The 15,521-nt window shown below is 42.0% G+C and carries 16 protein-coding genes and 2 riboswitches; of the genes, 6 read left to right on the top strand and 10 right to left on the bottom strand.

Annotated features, from left to right (window positions below):
- Positions 1 to 41 precede the first annotated feature (41 nt).
- Both ACQKIC_RS16980 and ACQKIC_RS16975 read right to left on the bottom strand, forming a co-directional pair.
- Entirely contained in the window at positions 42 to 710 is a 669-nt protein-coding gene (locus ACQKIC_RS16980; RefSeq protein ID WP_402990204.1) for a methionine ABC transporter permease, read from the bottom strand.
- Entirely contained in the window at positions 697 to 1,713 is a 1,017-nt protein-coding gene (locus ACQKIC_RS16975; protein WP_402990201.1) for a methionine ABC transporter ATP-binding protein, read from the bottom strand. The genes ACQKIC_RS16980 and ACQKIC_RS16975 overlap by 14 nt, the downstream gene beginning before the upstream one ends.
- Before the next feature lie 69 nt (positions 1,714 to 1,782).
- A riboswitch (SAM riboswitch) is annotated at positions 1,783 to 1,892 on the bottom strand.
- A gap of 326 nt (positions 1,893 to 2,218) precedes the next feature.
- Here ACQKIC_RS16975 and ACQKIC_RS16970 point away from each other — a divergent pair.
- Both ACQKIC_RS16970 and ACQKIC_RS16965 read left to right on the top strand, forming a co-directional pair.
- Entirely contained in the window at positions 2,219 to 3,040 is an 822-nt protein-coding gene (locus ACQKIC_RS16970) for an MBL fold metallo-hydrolase (RefSeq protein ID WP_402990199.1), read from the top strand.
- Positions 3,041 to 3,135: 95 nt separating this feature from the next.
- Positions 3,136 to 3,337, top strand: a riboswitch (cobalamin riboswitch).
- A gap of 228 nt (positions 3,338 to 3,565) precedes the next feature.
- Complete coding sequence (locus ACQKIC_RS16965) at positions 3,566 to 3,790, top strand: hypothetical protein (protein WP_402867673.1); 225 nt, start codon at positions 3,566 to 3,568, stop codon at positions 3,788 to 3,790.
- A 29-nt stretch (positions 3,791 to 3,819) separates the two neighbouring features.
- Here ACQKIC_RS16965 and ACQKIC_RS16960 read toward each other — a convergent pair whose 3' ends face one another.
- Genes ACQKIC_RS16960 through ACQKIC_RS16935 form a run of 6 tightly spaced genes read right to left on the bottom strand, consistent with a single transcriptional unit; the run spans position 3,820 to position 9,347 of the window.
- Positions 3,820 to 4,011 carry a hypothetical protein gene (locus ACQKIC_RS16960; RefSeq protein WP_402867674.1) on the bottom strand — a complete coding sequence of 64 codons (192 nt, stop codon included), beginning with the start codon at positions 4,009 to 4,011 and terminating at the stop codon, positions 3,820 to 3,822.
- Between the two features lie 58 nt (positions 4,012 to 4,069).
- Positions 4,070 to 4,273 carry a YheE family protein gene (locus tag ACQKIC_RS16955; RefSeq protein ID WP_402867675.1) on the bottom strand — a complete coding sequence of 68 codons (204 nt, stop codon included), beginning with the start codon at positions 4,271 to 4,273 and terminating at the stop codon, positions 4,070 to 4,072.
- A gap of 60 nt (positions 4,274 to 4,333) precedes the next feature.
- Positions 4,334 to 5,476 (bottom strand): YheC/YheD family protein, encoded by a 1,143-nt coding sequence (locus tag ACQKIC_RS16950; RefSeq protein ID WP_427592024.1) that lies wholly within the window; start codon positions 5,474 to 5,476, stop codon positions 4,334 to 4,336.
- A 50-nt stretch (positions 5,477 to 5,526) separates the two neighbouring features.
- The gene (locus ACQKIC_RS16945) at positions 5,527 to 6,894 is read right to left on the bottom strand and encodes a YheC/YheD family protein (protein ID WP_402867677.1); all 1,368 of its coding nucleotides are present in this window, start codon (positions 6,892 to 6,894) and stop codon (positions 5,527 to 5,529) included.
- 3 nt (positions 6,895 to 6,897) lie between these two features.
- On the bottom strand, positions 6,898 to 7,953 hold the full coding sequence (locus ACQKIC_RS16940) for a YheC/YheD family protein (protein ID WP_427668711.1): 1,056 nt from the start codon (positions 7,951 to 7,953) through the stop codon (positions 6,898 to 6,900).
- 44 nt (positions 7,954 to 7,997) lie between these two features.
- Positions 7,998 to 9,347, bottom strand: coding sequence for a YheC/YheD family protein (locus tag ACQKIC_RS16935; protein WP_427592023.1), 1,350 nt, complete (start codon positions 9,345 to 9,347; stop codon positions 7,998 to 8,000).
- A 138-nt stretch (positions 9,348 to 9,485) separates the two neighbouring features.
- Between ACQKIC_RS16935 and ACQKIC_RS16930 the strand changes: the two genes are divergently transcribed.
- The 4 genes from ACQKIC_RS16930 to ACQKIC_RS16915 all read left to right on the top strand — a co-directional run bounded on the left by ACQKIC_RS16930 (position 9,486) and on the right by ACQKIC_RS16915 (position 12,421).
- Positions 9,486 to 10,625 carry a DUF445 domain-containing protein gene (locus ACQKIC_RS16930; protein WP_427592022.1) on the top strand — a complete coding sequence of 380 codons (1,140 nt, stop codon included), beginning with the start codon at positions 9,486 to 9,488 and terminating at the stop codon, positions 10,623 to 10,625.
- Positions 10,626 to 10,700: 75 nt separating this feature from the next.
- On the top strand, positions 10,701 to 11,054 hold the full coding sequence (locus ACQKIC_RS16925; protein WP_402867681.1) for a YlbF family regulator: 354 nt from the start codon (positions 10,701 to 10,703) through the stop codon (positions 11,052 to 11,054).
- Positions 11,055 to 11,184: 130 nt separating this feature from the next.
- Positions 11,185 to 12,051, top strand: a complete 867-nt coding sequence (locus ACQKIC_RS16920; RefSeq protein ID WP_402867682.1) for a Cof-type HAD-IIB family hydrolase — start codon at positions 11,185 to 11,187, stop codon at positions 12,049 to 12,051.
- 121 nt (positions 12,052 to 12,172) lie between these two features.
- Positions 12,173 to 12,421: a transcriptional regulator SplA domain-containing protein gene (locus ACQKIC_RS16915; protein ID WP_402867683.1), complete on the top strand. Its 249-nt coding sequence runs from the start codon at positions 12,173 to 12,175 to the stop codon at positions 12,419 to 12,421.
- Positions 12,422 to 12,468: 47 nt separating this feature from the next.
- Here the strand turns inward: ACQKIC_RS16915 and ACQKIC_RS16910 are convergent, their stop codons facing one another.
- Complete coding sequence (locus tag ACQKIC_RS16910) at positions 12,469 to 12,927, bottom strand: DinB family protein (RefSeq protein ID WP_402955670.1); 459 nt, start codon at positions 12,925 to 12,927, stop codon at positions 12,469 to 12,471.
- A 266-nt stretch (positions 12,928 to 13,193) separates the two neighbouring features.
- A complete protein-coding gene (gene asnB / locus ACQKIC_RS16905) occupies positions 13,194 to 15,098 on the bottom strand; it encodes an asparagine synthase (glutamine-hydrolyzing) (RefSeq protein ID WP_402990187.1) in 1,905 nt (634 codons plus the stop codon).
- Between the last annotated feature and the right edge of the window lie 423 nt (positions 15,099 to 15,521).

Below are 15,521 nucleotides of genomic sequence, written 5' to 3'. Positions count from 1 at the left end.
CCTCCTTGTTTAATGTAGTGTCATCGTTAACATTATGAATCTTATCGTTTGTTTACATAGTGAGAGGCCTTATCGCCTATCATTTGGATGATTTGGACAAGACAGATCAGAACGACCACCGTTGTGATCATGATCGTGTTGTCATAACGGTAATAGCCGAAACGAATCGCGAGGTCACCGATTCCTCCTCCGCCGATTGTTCCTGCCATAGCCGAGAAGCCGATGAGTGATATCGTCGTTAATGTCACGCCTTGGATGATTCCAGGCCTTGCTTCAGGAAGAAGCACATCCTTGATGATCATCCATGGGGAAGCGCCCACTGCAATGGCGGCTTCGATCACTCCCTTATCTATTTCCCTCAATGCAGATTCTACGATCCTAGCGAAAAAAGGAATGGCGGAGACTGATAGGGAAACGGAAGCCGCTAGCGGTCCAATTGTTGACCCGGTAAGGAATTCGGTTAAAGGAAGCAAAGCGACTAAAAGAATGATAAACGGAATCGAGCGGACTAGATTAACCACGAAACCGAGGGATCGATTCAACGTGATATTTTCAAAGAACAAATTCCTGGTCGTCGTAAACAGCAACACTCCTAGAGGCAGTCCAATCAGGAGGGCAACCGCAAGGGAAATTCCGACCATATAAATCGTTTCCAGAAAGGCTTTATTAAGGTCAGGCAAAATATTGATGATGGAATCAAGCAGTGACATGCTTTAACACCTCCACAGATTGGGTCCGGCTTCTTATGTATTCAAGGGCTACTTGCACTTCTTCAAGCTCACCAATCAATTCGATGATCAAGATTCCTAGAGGAAGATCCTGGATATATTCAATTTTCCCGTGCAGGATATTCCCTCTGACAGAATAGTTTTGTAGAGTATCCGAGAGAATCGATTCACCAGCGGTTTGCCCTTCAAATTGTATTTTGATAATCGTTCCTTTGTTTTCCCTAATAAGGTGGGGAGGAAGTTCAAAATCCAACACGCTACTGATGAACTGCTTAGTCAGTTCTTGTTTGGGTTGTGAAAATATTTCATAAACAGGGCCATCTTCAATAATTCGTCCATCTTGCATGACGGAGACACGATGGCACAGTTCCTTGACCACTTCCATTTCATGGGTGATCAACACGATGGTGATGCCCAGTTCTTTATTGATCTTTTTCAACAACTGTAAGATCGACTTCGTAGTGGTTGGATCAAGGGCTGATGTCGCTTCATCACATAATAGGACGGTAGGGTCATTCGCTAAGGCCCGTGCAATGCCTACCCGCTGTTTTTGTCCGCCACTGAGTTGAGCCGGATAAACATCTTTTTTATCCCGAAGGCCAACGATATCCAAAAGTTCCAGAACGCGGTTAGTAATGACCTCCTTTGGTTGATGGGCGGCTTTCAAGGCGAAGGAGATATTGTCAAAAACCGTTTTGGAACTGACTAGGGAAAAATGCTGAAATATCATGCCGATTTTCTGGCGTTGTTTGCGAAGCTCCTGGCTTGATAAGGTTGTTAAGTCGACGCCATCGATGATGATGCTACCATTGGTCGGACGCTCAAGAAGATTCAGACAGCGAATCAATGAACTCTTTCCCGCGCCGCTATACCCGACAATCCCATAAACCTCTCCCGTTTGAATGGTTAAAGATACATTATCCACTCCGATAACTCGGGTATTCTTCGAGATATATTCCTTTCGAACTGAACGAATTTCAATCATGATGCTATCCTCCTTATACATAAAAAAGCTACCTCTATCATTCAGAAAGAGGCAGCGAAATTATATCCCGTCTTATCTTTCAGAATGGTATTTCATTCTGCAGGAAGGGGCACCATTCCCGATGTGGGGCGGTTGCCGGACGTCATAGGGCCTGGTCCCTCAGTCACTCTTGATAAGTTAATTACTATTTTAGTATTTTATTATTTTTTTAATATAATCTATATTATTTGTTAAATACAGTAATGTCAATTATTTTTTGAATTTTATCAAGATTATGAATCAAACGATCTACTTGCCCAGATTATAGTGGCCATTTGCTAAGTTACACGGAACGTCCCGGATCTTACATGGCCTGTCTGCGTAAGAATATGGACTTTGATCACTCCCATCATTAGAAAAAATATTATACTTGTAAAAAGTATGGAGAGATAATACATTTATTGTAAGTAAATTAGAAAATAAAGGATGATGAGTTTTTCCAAAAAAATGATTGGGGTGGAAAGTCATGCTGGAAATGAAAACGATAAACGATGTGGTTTGCGTAAAAGGGACACCGGAAGGAAACAAATCAGGCATGAGCGTGAATGTGTTCTTAACCGATGGCATGTTAGTTGATACGGGGGCAAAAATCTTGTTGAAGGAACTTACTCCATTCTTTGAAACCGCTGATTACGATATGGTTGCGCTGACGCATTATCATGAGGACCATACGGGTGGGGCCGCATGGATACAGGAACATAGGAACGTTCCCATCTATATTCATCCGATGTCCCTCGATATTTGTGCAAAGGATGCAGAATATCCCGATTATCGTAGAGTTTTTTGGGGAGATAGGGATGCCTTCAAGGCAGAACCATTAGGAGGGATCGTCCATTCACGCACTCAAACATGGGAGCCAATCTTTACGCCAGGGCATTCGAGGGACCATATGGTTTACCTGAACCATAGTAATGGTATGCTGTTTTCGGGTGACCTGTTTGTAACGCCGAAAACGAAGCTCGTTTTAAGGGAAGAATCTATCCCGGTCATCATGGAATCCATCAAGAAACTGCTTCAGTATGATTTTAAAGAGGTCTTTTGCTGCCATGCCGGATATGTCCCGAACGGAAAGGAAATGTTTGGAAGAAAGCTCAGTTACTTGGAAAATCTGCGCGGTGAAATTCTGCGTTTGCATGATCAAGGATTGGAAGTCCATGAAATTCAGCAAAACGTGTTGCCTAATCGGTATCCGCTTATCGAGATATCCGGTCATGAATGGGATTCGGAGCATATCATTACATCGATACTGAAAGAGAGTAGGGTGTATTCAGAGGACAGGAAGAAATGATGAATAGGAGGAAAGAGGATAGATAGGGCCCAAGAACAAGGCAGGAGCCTCATTGTAATCCTAGTGAAAATTTGATACAGTTAAACTGAAAAATAGTATTTCGTCTAGAAATGGGTGCAGATAAGAAAGTGTAGCTTATCTGCTTAAAAGGGAAGTCGGTTAGAATCCGACGCTGTCCCGCAACTGTAAATGAGAGCGATTCGAAGGAATGCCACTGTCTTTTTTGCAAGAAAAGATGGGAAGGTTCGAAAAGCGATGATCATGAGCCAGGAGACCTGCCCGTTTTTAGCACAACGCCAGAAACCTACGAGGATAGGGGGTGTTAAGTGCGAAAAATTAGCAAGAACATGCTTTCTTATTTTTGTAGAAAAATGGGGAATCATGGTCATTTTTGTTATGTTTCGTTTGCACTCTAACAACTTCTGAATGGGAAGTTGTTTTTTGTTTTTTACAAGTCCATATTGGACAACATTCAAAAAGAATCCTGCTAATTAGACAGGACAGCTATCATAGGGGGCCATATCATTGTTTGGTACAGTTGAGCATTTTACGGACTATTTAAAAGCGCAAATCATGCGTAACTTTTGTGTGGAAGAAATGATATCTTTAGATGATTGCCGAGCAAGCTTGATTGAGGAAATCCAGGTTCATGGCAAAAACGTAGAAGATAGGAAAGAATACGAAGCAAATCTTGAAAGAGCCTTTAGCCAAGTGAATCTAGAAATATTCGGCTATCAAGAAATCAAGTAAAGAGCCGCCCATAAGGGAAGCCCTTGTTTTCAATCTTTATTGATGTTCGGTTCCGTTTCATCATGAAAGTCATGGGCTTCCTCAATGTTCAAGGTGTCCGCGGCTTCATAGACGTTTCCGCCAGCAAGTCCTTCATTGATGATACGGTCGATATCGAGATATACAGAATCCTTACCGTCATACTCGGTATCCTTCAGAAATGTAATCTTTTCTTTATCCAAATGAAATCCCTCCTTGGCTTTTTATTAGTGTTAGCCAAAGAGGGATTCTTTATTCTATTTAGTCGTACACGTGGTACACCATTAAATCATGAATCATGCCCTTGAGTTTTTCTTCCTCTGACTCTACAGGCGGATTGGTTAACCACTCAATGGACCCATCTTTATGATAGAGGGCTTGGACGGCCAATTTATTGAAGTAAAAGGAAATCTTCCAGCCAGGTAAATTCTTGTGCAACGGCTTCCATTGAAAATGCGTAATCATATGTATAACCTCCATATCGCTGTTTCTCATTTCATTATAATGGAAAAAGCAGGATGGAGGTTATTTTCTTATGTGATTCGGAAAAGTTAATTCAATGAACAGGTTTTTTAAATGTAGTAGGCGGCTCGCTTCAATTTCCTCTTCATCAAATTGCATGGGTTTTGAATTGACTTCATAAATGAATAGAGCACCGGATGTATCTTCCCCGATATCAATGGAGAATTCCCCAAGAAAGCCAAACTTCCTGGAGAGGATGATTCCACATCTTTGCGCAATGTTCGCCAACTTCCTGTTTAACGGCCTCGTTTGTAGCTGCTGATAGGGAAAAAGCTTTCCCCCCCTTGGTGTATGGGTTGTGATTTCCTGGGTTTGCGACATCCTCACGCCCTTGCCGGTCACTTTATAAAATCCATTTTCATAATGAACAAGAATACGGTAATCGTATCGGTGTCCATTCAGTTTCTTTGGAATGACCGCTCGTTGGGCTAGATACCCCCTCTTTTTGAGCGACGCCTTATTGGCTTCCCAAAACGCGGAGAAATCAGAATACAATTCCTGATGTTTCAGGCTATTGAATTGGAGGGTGCCATCAGGTTTTTCTAGCAGGGTGTAGATGCCCTTACCTTGGCTTCCTTTGCATGGTTTCAAATAAATATGTTTGTGGAAATGTAAGAAGTCCGCTAGTTGGGTAGGGTCGGATAGGTCTATGGTCGATGGAAGATGGCGGGCTAGAGATCCATCTTCCGTCAATGCTTCGTACATCAAGTACTTATCCAAAAAATGAGGGTTGAATAAAGTGATGCGATGTTCTTTAAAAAAGGAAAGGAGTTCTTGAAAACTTTCCGATGCTTCGAATCCCCTTTTGGGAATGCGATTATAAACGATATCGGGCAGTGGTAATTTTACCTCATTCCATGTGTTCGTTTGTGAAGAAAAGATGAAGCCTTTCATGTAGTTGGAAAGCAAGGATTCAACCGTGAATACATAGGCCAATATCCCATGATTCGATAAATATTGAGATAAATTCTGAAAAAGTGTCAAATTCCCCCCTATACCTGATTCCTTCTTTGGATCTAGAGAGGTCAAGATACCAACGACTAGCACCCGGTTTCCCGGAAATAAAGTAATCGGAAAAAGTGCCTGATCCTGGGTGTCCTGCTTAAAAGGGATTTCCTCATTCGCGGCTCCCGCATATAGCTGCATATCTTCCTCGTTATGGCTCCATCTCTCAGAGGGAACATCATAAAAAATGTTCATTTCTGTGTACCAATCGTTTGTGAAATCGTCTGTTCGGTAAGATAAATGGCATAATCAAGGCTGAGCTTCCTGGTTAAAAGTTCAAATTCCTTTAACTTTGGATGGGAAAAGATAGAACGGCCTGGTTTAGAATTAGCTTCGAACATCCATACTTGCCCTTTTTTATCCAATCCGAAATCGAAACCGATTTCTCCTATGATGCCATCTAGGTGCTCCTCGATGCTTTCACTTAATATAAGAGCGGCTTCTGATAGCTTTTCCTCGATCCGTTTAGCTTCTTCGTCATCTCCGTATAGTTCGGCAACCGTCTTGATGACCCCGCCGCTTTTAATATGGGTCGTCACACTGCCAGCCCCGGAAACTTTTGCGGCGATGGCCGTCACTTGCCAAACCCCATTGCTGTCCTTGTTCGTATGGACCCTGAAATCCACTGGCCGCTTTGAAGAGCGGATTAACGGGATGCCTTGTTGAACGATCAGGTTCTCAAGCGGTCGATTATGAAATACATGTTTGAGGATGGATTCGAGTGTGGAGAACTTTTGTAATTTGTTTTCCTGTTCCTCATTTTTATACCGGCAATAGTAGACATTTTCATGCTTATCATACAGAATTTGATGAATGCCGAGGCCAAGGCTACCATGAATGGGTTTGATATAGACTTGGCGATAATGCGACAGAAGCGTCTCGACGACGGATAGAGATTGAAAAGGGTAGGTCTCCGGTAAAAATGGCAAAGCCCGATCATCCGCATTCAACCGTTCGTAAACATCCCATTTATTGAAGAAACCAGGATTGTACCAAGGAATCTTATATTCCTTTTGGAACTTTTGCTTCACTTCCTTTGGCCCCTCACGGTTTTCCGTCATTCGGTTGGGGAGCCGGTCATATACGACGTTGGGAAAAGGGAATTCGTTGATCTGCCAGTTTTCCTTCTCATATACATATCCTTTAATCGTTTCTTGATCCCAATTGATGACATTCTCACCGAAAACAAAGGGGATACAACCGGTTGTTTGACTGAGAGAAAGTAATTTCGAAAAAAAGCCGGAACGTTCCCCAAGCGGTTTATTGGAAATGCCTGTGAAGCCTGATGAGAAAATTCCAATGAGTGGGCCGATATGAAGGCTCTTCCCGTATATAAATAAATGAAGGGGAGTATCGATCTCGTTGAACATCAAAGAATCGGCAAGACTATTCGAGAGTACGATGGATTGCTTGATGGCTGGATTTGGCTTGACGGCTGCAGGGCAGGAATGCTGCCCAAAATAAATTAATTCGATATCCCCCAATTCCCCAAGGTCAGACGGATAAAAAAGGACGTGGCCGGGGATGTTGGCAATCTCTGCAGGGTATGTCTTTCGCATGGGTCATTCACCTGCTTTCAGAAGATGTTCGGATAAATATTGGCAATATTTGAACGGGGCTTGATAAATTTCTTTCATGGACTCTGGTTGGAGTGTTTGGATGATCTTTCTTCCGGGCTTGGAGTTAATGTCCAAAATCCAAATTTTCCCCGCCTTATCGATGCCTAAATCGATTCCAAGTTCGAATAGCCTTTGAAAAGCGCCTTCCGTCTCCACAGGGAGAGTCCGGAGGATATGCTGGATGGTTTGTTCGACGGTTACTGGGATGGAATCAGGATTCTTTTTCATGAAGGCTTCAAGCGATAAGGCTTCTCCGCCAGTCGTCAGATTGGAAGTGATATGATCTTGTTTCCCAAGACGAATGCCCCGCCCCCGTTCCAGCCACTGGTTTTTTTCGTTTTTCTGAAGCAAAATCCGTAAGTCGAATGGTTCGTTCTTCTGGTTGCTCAATTCTAAATAAGGTTGACATAGGTAACTATAGCGAGTTAATAAGTGCTGTAGCCATTTATTCAGTTGCGATTTTGATTCGAATTGGCGGTCATATTTCGTTCCTTTTTTGGTCATGGAGACGGTTGTGCCTTCCTTAGTTTTCGTCAGAAGGTAAATGCCAAGACCGCCTGATCCAAACTCGGGCTTAATGATGATTTTTTCCAGTCGTTCCATGTGCTCGATTATTTGCTCAGGTGTCGTGACCCGCTCCGTCTCTGGGAAAAAGGCTTGAAGCAGGGGATTGGTTTTCAATGTTTGGTAAACATCCCATTTGCCAGGGAGGCCAAGCCCAAGAAAATTCGAGTTTTCTTTTAACCAATTTATTTTCTCACGTATATCATTATGCTCACGGGAAATGCCATGAAAACAACGGTCATATACAAAATCAGGAAGGTCAAGTGAAGCAGGAAGCCAAACTTCTTTTTCCCCATCAAAGCGCTCGCCCTTGATTTTCTTCGAATCAACGTCCATATTTTCCGGTACGAACTTACAAACATTCATGCCAAGGGTTTTAGCCGTCTTGGCTAGCTCGGTGAAATAATGATTTTCTTGTGTATCTTTCGTGGACATTAGCCCTATTAACACGTGCCAGCAACTCCTTTTATGGATGGTCTTCACTCATTTATCGCATACATAAACTCAATAATCGACTTTACAGATGGCCGGAATGTTTCATAGGTACCTTGGAATTTTTTTGAGGGCTTCGAATTCACTTCTATGATCCAAGGATGCTTGTTACTATCAAGGGCTAAATCGATACCCAGCTCCCCAAATAATTCCAGATGGTTGTCATCAAGCGCAACTGCCGTCTTCTTAGCTAAACGGATAAGGCTTTGATATAAACGTTTGGCTTCTTGGTGATCCACGATCTCTTTTAAAAAGTCGAAACCGTTCTTCATGACACCACCTTGTGCGAGGTTGGAAACGATATTTCCCGAATCCCCGATTCGTGCAACCATGGAGGTGACCTTCCATTGATGCTGTCCGTTTTTATGAAGCAGGATGCGGAAATCCACTAATTTCTGATCGATCTCGAATAAGGAAATCCCCTTTTGAAGGATGTAAGCTTGATTCCGGCAAAACTTTTTCAATGCCGAGAATAATTTCTCCTTCGTTTCGATAGTATGGATATTGTTTTCTGTTCCAGCATGCTCGATTAACCATCTGCCCGATGATTCGGTCAGCTTGCAGATATTCCGCCCCTGACTGCCTGTCGAGGGCTTTAGATAGCTTACTGGATGCTTATCTAAAAATGTCATGAAGGGTTCCTGTTCATTAAACATCACCGTCTCGGGTAAATGTGGAAGCAGGCTATAATCTGAGAGCAGAAGCTCATGCACATCATGCTTGGAAAGGAACCGCCCGTTGAACATGGGAATGGCAAGGGATTTCAATTCCGTTGAAAAGTTTTCGAATAGTGGTGTTCCTTCCACCTTCCGGGAGTGGATCCGATTGTAAAACACATCAGGAATGGGGAGCTCAAGGGTCTCCCACCCATTCGCCCCTGGCCAATATCCTGTAAGGATCCCGTCCGCAAGTGGCTGTGGTTTTGCCAAAAAGAAAGGAAAGCCTTTTTGATTACAATAGGCTATCATCTCCTGATAAAATGGTTCCATTTCACCGAATGTGCCGCTCTGCAAGGGCCCCTGGTTAATGAGGACGGCAAGGAAAGGCGCTATTTGCAACGTTCTCTCCTCTGCATGAAAGGAAACGGAGACCGGCCCCGAGAAGGGAGGCAGAGATAAGAATTGGTTCGTATCATGTGAGATCTTTATGGTGGATTCCGGTGAGGCGAATGTTTGGACAAGTACCGGGACAGAACGCCGTCCGGCAATGAGCGTAAGAGGTTCTCCATATTGAAGGTCCCATTCCTGAAATAGTTTTTCTTCGACAAACAACAGTGCCTTCTTTCTTGTAGCAGCTGAATTTACCGTAATAAAAACTTTTTGGTATTTCAAGGTCATAATAATTCCCCGTTTGCACTAAGTTTGATATCCTTTTATAATTAAATGATGGGCAAAAGTGGATATCACATTCTATGTTTTTCAAAGTAGAACGTGTCATATAGCCCCTATTTCAAGCAATAAAAGGAGAAAAACATCATGGATGAGTTGTGGGTAAAAATACTGTTTATGGTCGTTGTCGGTGCAGTCATAGGAGGGTTCACCAATTTATTGGCAATCCGCATGCTGTTCAGACCCTATAAGCCCATATTTATTTTTGGAAAGCAGGTGCCGTTGACACCGGGTTTAATTCCGAAGCGGCAGGATGAGTTAGCCAAGCAGTTAGGGAAATTGGTCGTCGAACATTTAATCACACCCGAGAGCATTCAAAGTAAGGTTATCAATGATGCCTCTATAAAGAATATGAAGATTTTCGTACAGTCAGAAGTGAAGAAGGCGTTGTCCACGGAAAAAAGTACGGCACAACTGTTGGACCAATTGGGGATGAAGAATTCTCCCCTGACAATGGAACAGCGTTTACAGACATTCGTCCTTGGTAAATACGAAACATGGGCAGCGGAAAACCGAGGAAAGAGTCTACAAGACATCATTCCTTTGAATATCCAGCAAAAAGCGGTGAAATCAATCCCGGACATTTCGAAATATATCGTAACGAAGGGGAAAGAATACTTCAACAGTGCCGATGGCAAGGGACGACTCGAAGAAATGCTTGATGATTTTTTCAAAGAGCGAGGAAAAATGATTAACTTGATTCAAATGTTTATCGGAAATGAAAAGTTAATCGATAAGATTCAGCCTGAGATCATTAAATTCTTTGATCAATCCCGGACGGTCGACTTATTATCGGTCATGATGGAAAAAGAGTTGAAAAACCTTGAAAAATGGGATATGGAGAAAGTGGAAGTATTAATTGGAAAAGACACGATCCGCACGCTGATTACAGAAAAAACGGGAGAATGGATTCCGGTCGCTTCCATCATGGAAAAACCGGTTCGTGAACTGACGGCTAGTTTTGCGGATACCATCGTCAACAAAGGCGTTCCGATTTTTGTTGAAAAAGCCGCGGACTATTTAATTGTCCATTTCCAGCCACTCTTCCAACGACTGCATTTGGATGATATCGTGGAGGAACAGGTATCTTCCTTTTCCGTTTCACGATTGGAGCAAATGGTTGTCTCCATCACTAAGAAGGAATTATCGATGATCACATATCTAGGTGCCCTGCTTGGTGGGATCATCGGTCTATTCCAAGGATTTGTGACCGTTTTATTAGGATGACGTGTAATTAGTAAAGGGATTTGTTATAGTGGGAAAGGTGTAGGAATACAATGATTACCGGGAGGGGAAAATTTTATGAGTAACGTGTATGATGCAGCATATGAAATGGAAAAAGCGATTCGATCAAGCAATGAATATGCAGACTTGCAACGGTTATATGATTTAGTCAATTCAGACCCAGCTACGAAAGGGATGTTCGAAAACTTCCGTAACTTGCAGATGACATTGCAACAAAAGCAAATGATGGGGCAGGAAATTGATCCCGAAGAAGTGGCACAAGCTCAAAAAACTGTGCAACTTGTTCAACAGAACCCAACGATTTCTCAATTGATGGAAGCGGAACAACGGATGAGCATGGTCATTGCCGACCTTAACAAAATCATCATGAAGCCACTAGAAGATTTATACGGCCCAGCTGAACAGCAATAATACCAAAAAAAACTCCTTTGCCTTATGGCGAAGGAGTTTTTTTGAAAAAGAAAGACAAACTGATCCTGTTCTACTCTACAAATTTTAGTCATAAATTTGAAAGAGGATATTACAGATGGGGGAGATCTACATGGTATATCGTCTATTAGCGGTTAACATTGATGGAACATTGCTTCAGTCCAATGGCCGTTTAAATAAATCGACCAAAGAGGCCATTGAGTATGTTCACGATAAGGGTGTCCATGTTGCACTTGTAACGTCAAGAAACTACCATTCTGCCAAAAAAGTGGCCAAAGCCCTAAAAATAAATCCAATGATCGTTGCCCAACACGGAGCTTTTGTCGGTGCATCCATCGAGAAACCCATCATGGTCAAAAGAATGTCAGAAGAATTGACCGTGGAACTCGTGCAAATGCTGGAGAAGACCAATTCCCAAATAATGCTCCATCATGAAAAGTACTCCCTTGGCAATCGAGTTAATCTCCCGGAAAACTTACTCGGTAAAACGGTCATGTATACGAATGACCAAAACATTTATGCCCAAAACTATGTGGATGACATAAGCGAAGAGCTTATGGATCATCCTATGTCCCCGACAAAAGTTGATATCATATTTACTGAGCAGAAAGATCAAGTGGAAATGCACAAACTGGTAAAAGACATGTTTCCAGAAGTTGAAGTGACTACAAATCCTGGGCACAGGCTGACAATCGTTCCGAGAGGTGTTTCAAAATGGAGTGGCGTTTTGTATTTAGCGGATCATTTAGGCGTGAAGCGGACCGAAATCGTATCGATTGGGGACGGACTGGATGATATAGAGATGATCGCGGGATCAGGTTTGGGTGTTGCCATGGGAAATGCGGACCCTGAAGTCAAAAAAGCTGCCAAATGGGTCACCCGCTCGAACGATGATGACGGGATTGCCTATATGTTGAAAGAGTTCTTCCGCAAGCAGCACCCGATTGGATTCTTACAGAAGATGAATATGCTCAAGTGAAAGATGCTGCTCCCTTCCATCATGGAGGGTTCTTTTTTTGTTGATCAGGTTTATCTTTCCAATAAATAATTTCGTTCATTATCCGTAAACTAAGTAAATCCCTAAGGAAAGGAAGAATGTAATGGACGTTATTAATGCAAAAGAAGTACAAGTTGGCGATGAGGTGTTTGTCATTTATAATAATCCGCACGTTCCCTCAGTTTCAAACGTAAGGGCTGCAGAAATTGTGCAGCATCCGAAAGATCCTAATGCAGTCGCTTTATTCCTGAACGATACCTTTCATACGATTGAAGATGATGATGCATTATTTTCATCAGAAGCGGCTGCGGAACAAGCCTATAGTAATTTCATTAATGATCAATTGACATGAGAAAAGTAAGAAGCCCCCGCTTAGGATTGCGGGGGCTTCTGTTTATGTCATTTTGCAGCGTGAATCACACGTAGCATCGCATGAATTTGGCCCATATGGTAAGTTTCATGGAAGAGGGCAAGGTTCACCATTTCCCCATATGTTTCGAACCCTTTGAATGGTTCTTCGAGTTTTTCGGCCAAACGCTCTTCAGGAATGGCAAGAAGACGATCAAGCTGTTCTTTAAATTGCTCAATTAATACTTCAACAGAAGGGACTTCATCCGTCCAATCAGCAGGACTGGTTCCTTGAGCAAAGAATTCAGCGTAATTGGCGGGCAAGTTACCTGCTGCCGGATGGTCAAGCAAGAACTTTTCCGTTACAAATAATGTATGGCCAAGATGCCAGTGAATATTATTATTAAATCCTTCGGGTTGAATATCTGTCAGTTCAGGGGTAATCCGGTCGATGACCCTCTCGAAGAACTTACCTCTAATTAGGGAAAAACGTTTTTGTAATGGGTTCATGTTAGTAGCTCCTTCTAGTTGTCGCAATAAAAACGTCCACCGCCAACGACAATGGTACGCTTGTCAGCTTGTAATGAGATTTCAGTCTTTCTAATGATAATCTATTTATGAATTAAATCAAGTGATGCATTAGCGTGCTTTTCTTATTTCTGATAAAAGGTGGGGCGCCGCGTTTTGTTATCGTGCATCAATATAAATGAAAATATCCCTATCAAGGCTCGGACGAAGCCTTGATAGGGATAGGTTGAATAGCTATGAATGAACGATTAAGTAAGTACAACTTGTTTTTTGTTTTCTTGTTTCTCACCTAAATCGTTAAAATCATAAGCATATTCTATATAAATTTGATGCCAAATCATAAATACAATGATGGTCCATAACTTCCTGCTATTATCCTTTTTGCCAGCGACATGTTCCTGCATCAAGTCAAAAATCGCTTTTTTATTTAAAAGATAATCTGTGGGGCTAGTACGAATCAAATTGTTGGCCCAATCATACATTTCATCCTTTAACCAATGGCGGATAGGCACAGGGAAGCCTAATTTCTTCCGATTTAATACATGGTCAGGGACGATCCCCTCGGCTGCTTTACGAAGTATATATTTAGTCGTATTGTTTTTGATCTTTTGCTCTGAATGAATCTTTGTCGCGACATTAAACACTTCTTTATCCAAGAAAGGAACGCGTAGTTCAAGAGAGTGAGCCATCGTCATTTTGTCGGCCTTCAACAGAATGTCTCCTTGCAGCCAAGTAAGAATATCTAAATGCTGCATTTTCGTAACGGCATCATATGATCTGGATTGATTGTAAATGGGATCAGTCACGGTCGTATAGCCCAAGTTTGGTTTATATTCCGAAAGCAATGATTTCTTTTCACGTTCTTCAAATATTTTTGCATTACCGATGTACCTCTCTTGCAAAGGGGTGACACCACGTTCAATGAAGTTTTTCCCCTTCACTCCATCCGGTAAAATCCTACTCATCACTTTTAACAGGTGTTTGATCGGATTCGGGATATGGTTGAACATTTTCAATGATTGAGGTTCCCTATAGATATTATAACCACCGAAAAGCTCGTCCGCCCCTTCACCGGATAATACCACTTTTACATGTTTTCTGGCTTCACGAGCCACGAAATATAAAGGGACGGCCGCTGGGTCTGCCAGTGGGTCATCCATGTGCCAAATGATTTTAGGGAGTTCAGCAAGATATTCCTCAGGCGAAATGATATAGCTGATATTCTCTAGATTAAGAGCGTGGGCTGTTTCTTTCGCCACGTCGACTTCACTGAATCCATCCCGTTCAAAACCGACAGAGAACGTTTTTAGTTTGGGGTTGACCTCCTTGGCAAGGGAAACGATGATCGAAGAATCAATGCCTCCGGATAGGAACGATCCCACCGGTACATCACTTCGCATATGCACATTCACCGAATCTATTAAAACATCACGAATTTCCTTGGAAAGTTGTGTTTCGGATAGGTCCATCGGTTTGAAAGTCGGTGCCCAATATCGGCTGATATTCATCTTGCCACCTGGCTTTTTCGTGAAGCAATGGCCTGGCGCTAGTTTTTTAATTTGGCTTGTCATCGTATCGGGTTCAGGTACATATTGAAAGCTAAGATAGTGCTGTAAGGAGTCGGAATCTATCTTTCCTTCCATCGCTAGAAGAATACTCTTCTTTTCTGAAGCAAAATAAGTTAATTCTTCTTGTTCTGAGTAAAAGAAGGGCTTGATGCCAAACTGATCTCTGGCACCGAATATCGATTGCTCCACTTTATCCCAGATGACAAAAGCAAACATGCCTCTTAATTTGCTCACCATACGTTCCTTTTGGTCACTGAACAGGGCAATGATGACTTCTGTGTCCGATTCGGTAGTAAATTCATAACCTTTTTGGATTAGTTCTTCGCGTAATTCTATATAGTTATAGATTTCACCATTGAAGATGATCCAATACCGATCATTTTCATAAGAAAGGGGCTGGTGTCCACTTTCGATTCCTATGATACTGAGTCGTCTGAAACCAAAATTGACATACGCATCATTATAATAACCTTCATCATCCGGACCTCTATGTGTAATAAGCGTATTCATTTTATTTATTTGATCTTTCATGTCTATATTCATTTGATTGGGTTTTTGATGCATACAACCAACAAATCCACACATTTTGGGGGTCACCTACCTACTTAATAGTATTAATCTCTGATTCTCGTTTTTTTAGGAATGATCCATGACTGACAGTAGTTCATCTACATTACATTCGAGGGAAGAGGAGATTGAAGAAAATTGAAAATCCATACATTTTTATCCTGATATTAAATATTATTACAAACAATCTCATCATTATAATGGAAGAAATTACATTTTTCAACCGTTTCACCATTTTTTATACATCACGTGCTGGATAAATTTCGTTTTGGTGTATACTTTTGGCTCTTTATGTCTGGAATATGAAGGAAACGTAACGAGGAGTAAGTCTCCCTCATGACGCGTGCTTGTGGTTTCTATAATAGAAAGGGTTAAAATAGAACGGCTTCTTATCGTGAAGATCGACATGGGCTTGGGGAAAATAATTGTGAATGGGATGGT

The organism is Peribacillus sp. NPDC046944 (assembly GCF_050272735.1).
In the GTDB taxonomy this organism is placed as follows: domain Bacteria; phylum Bacillota; class Bacilli; order Bacillales; family DSM-1321; genus Peribacillus.
Note: the sequence above shows the minus strand (reverse complement) of the source record. Positions and strands in the feature narration are given on the sequence as shown.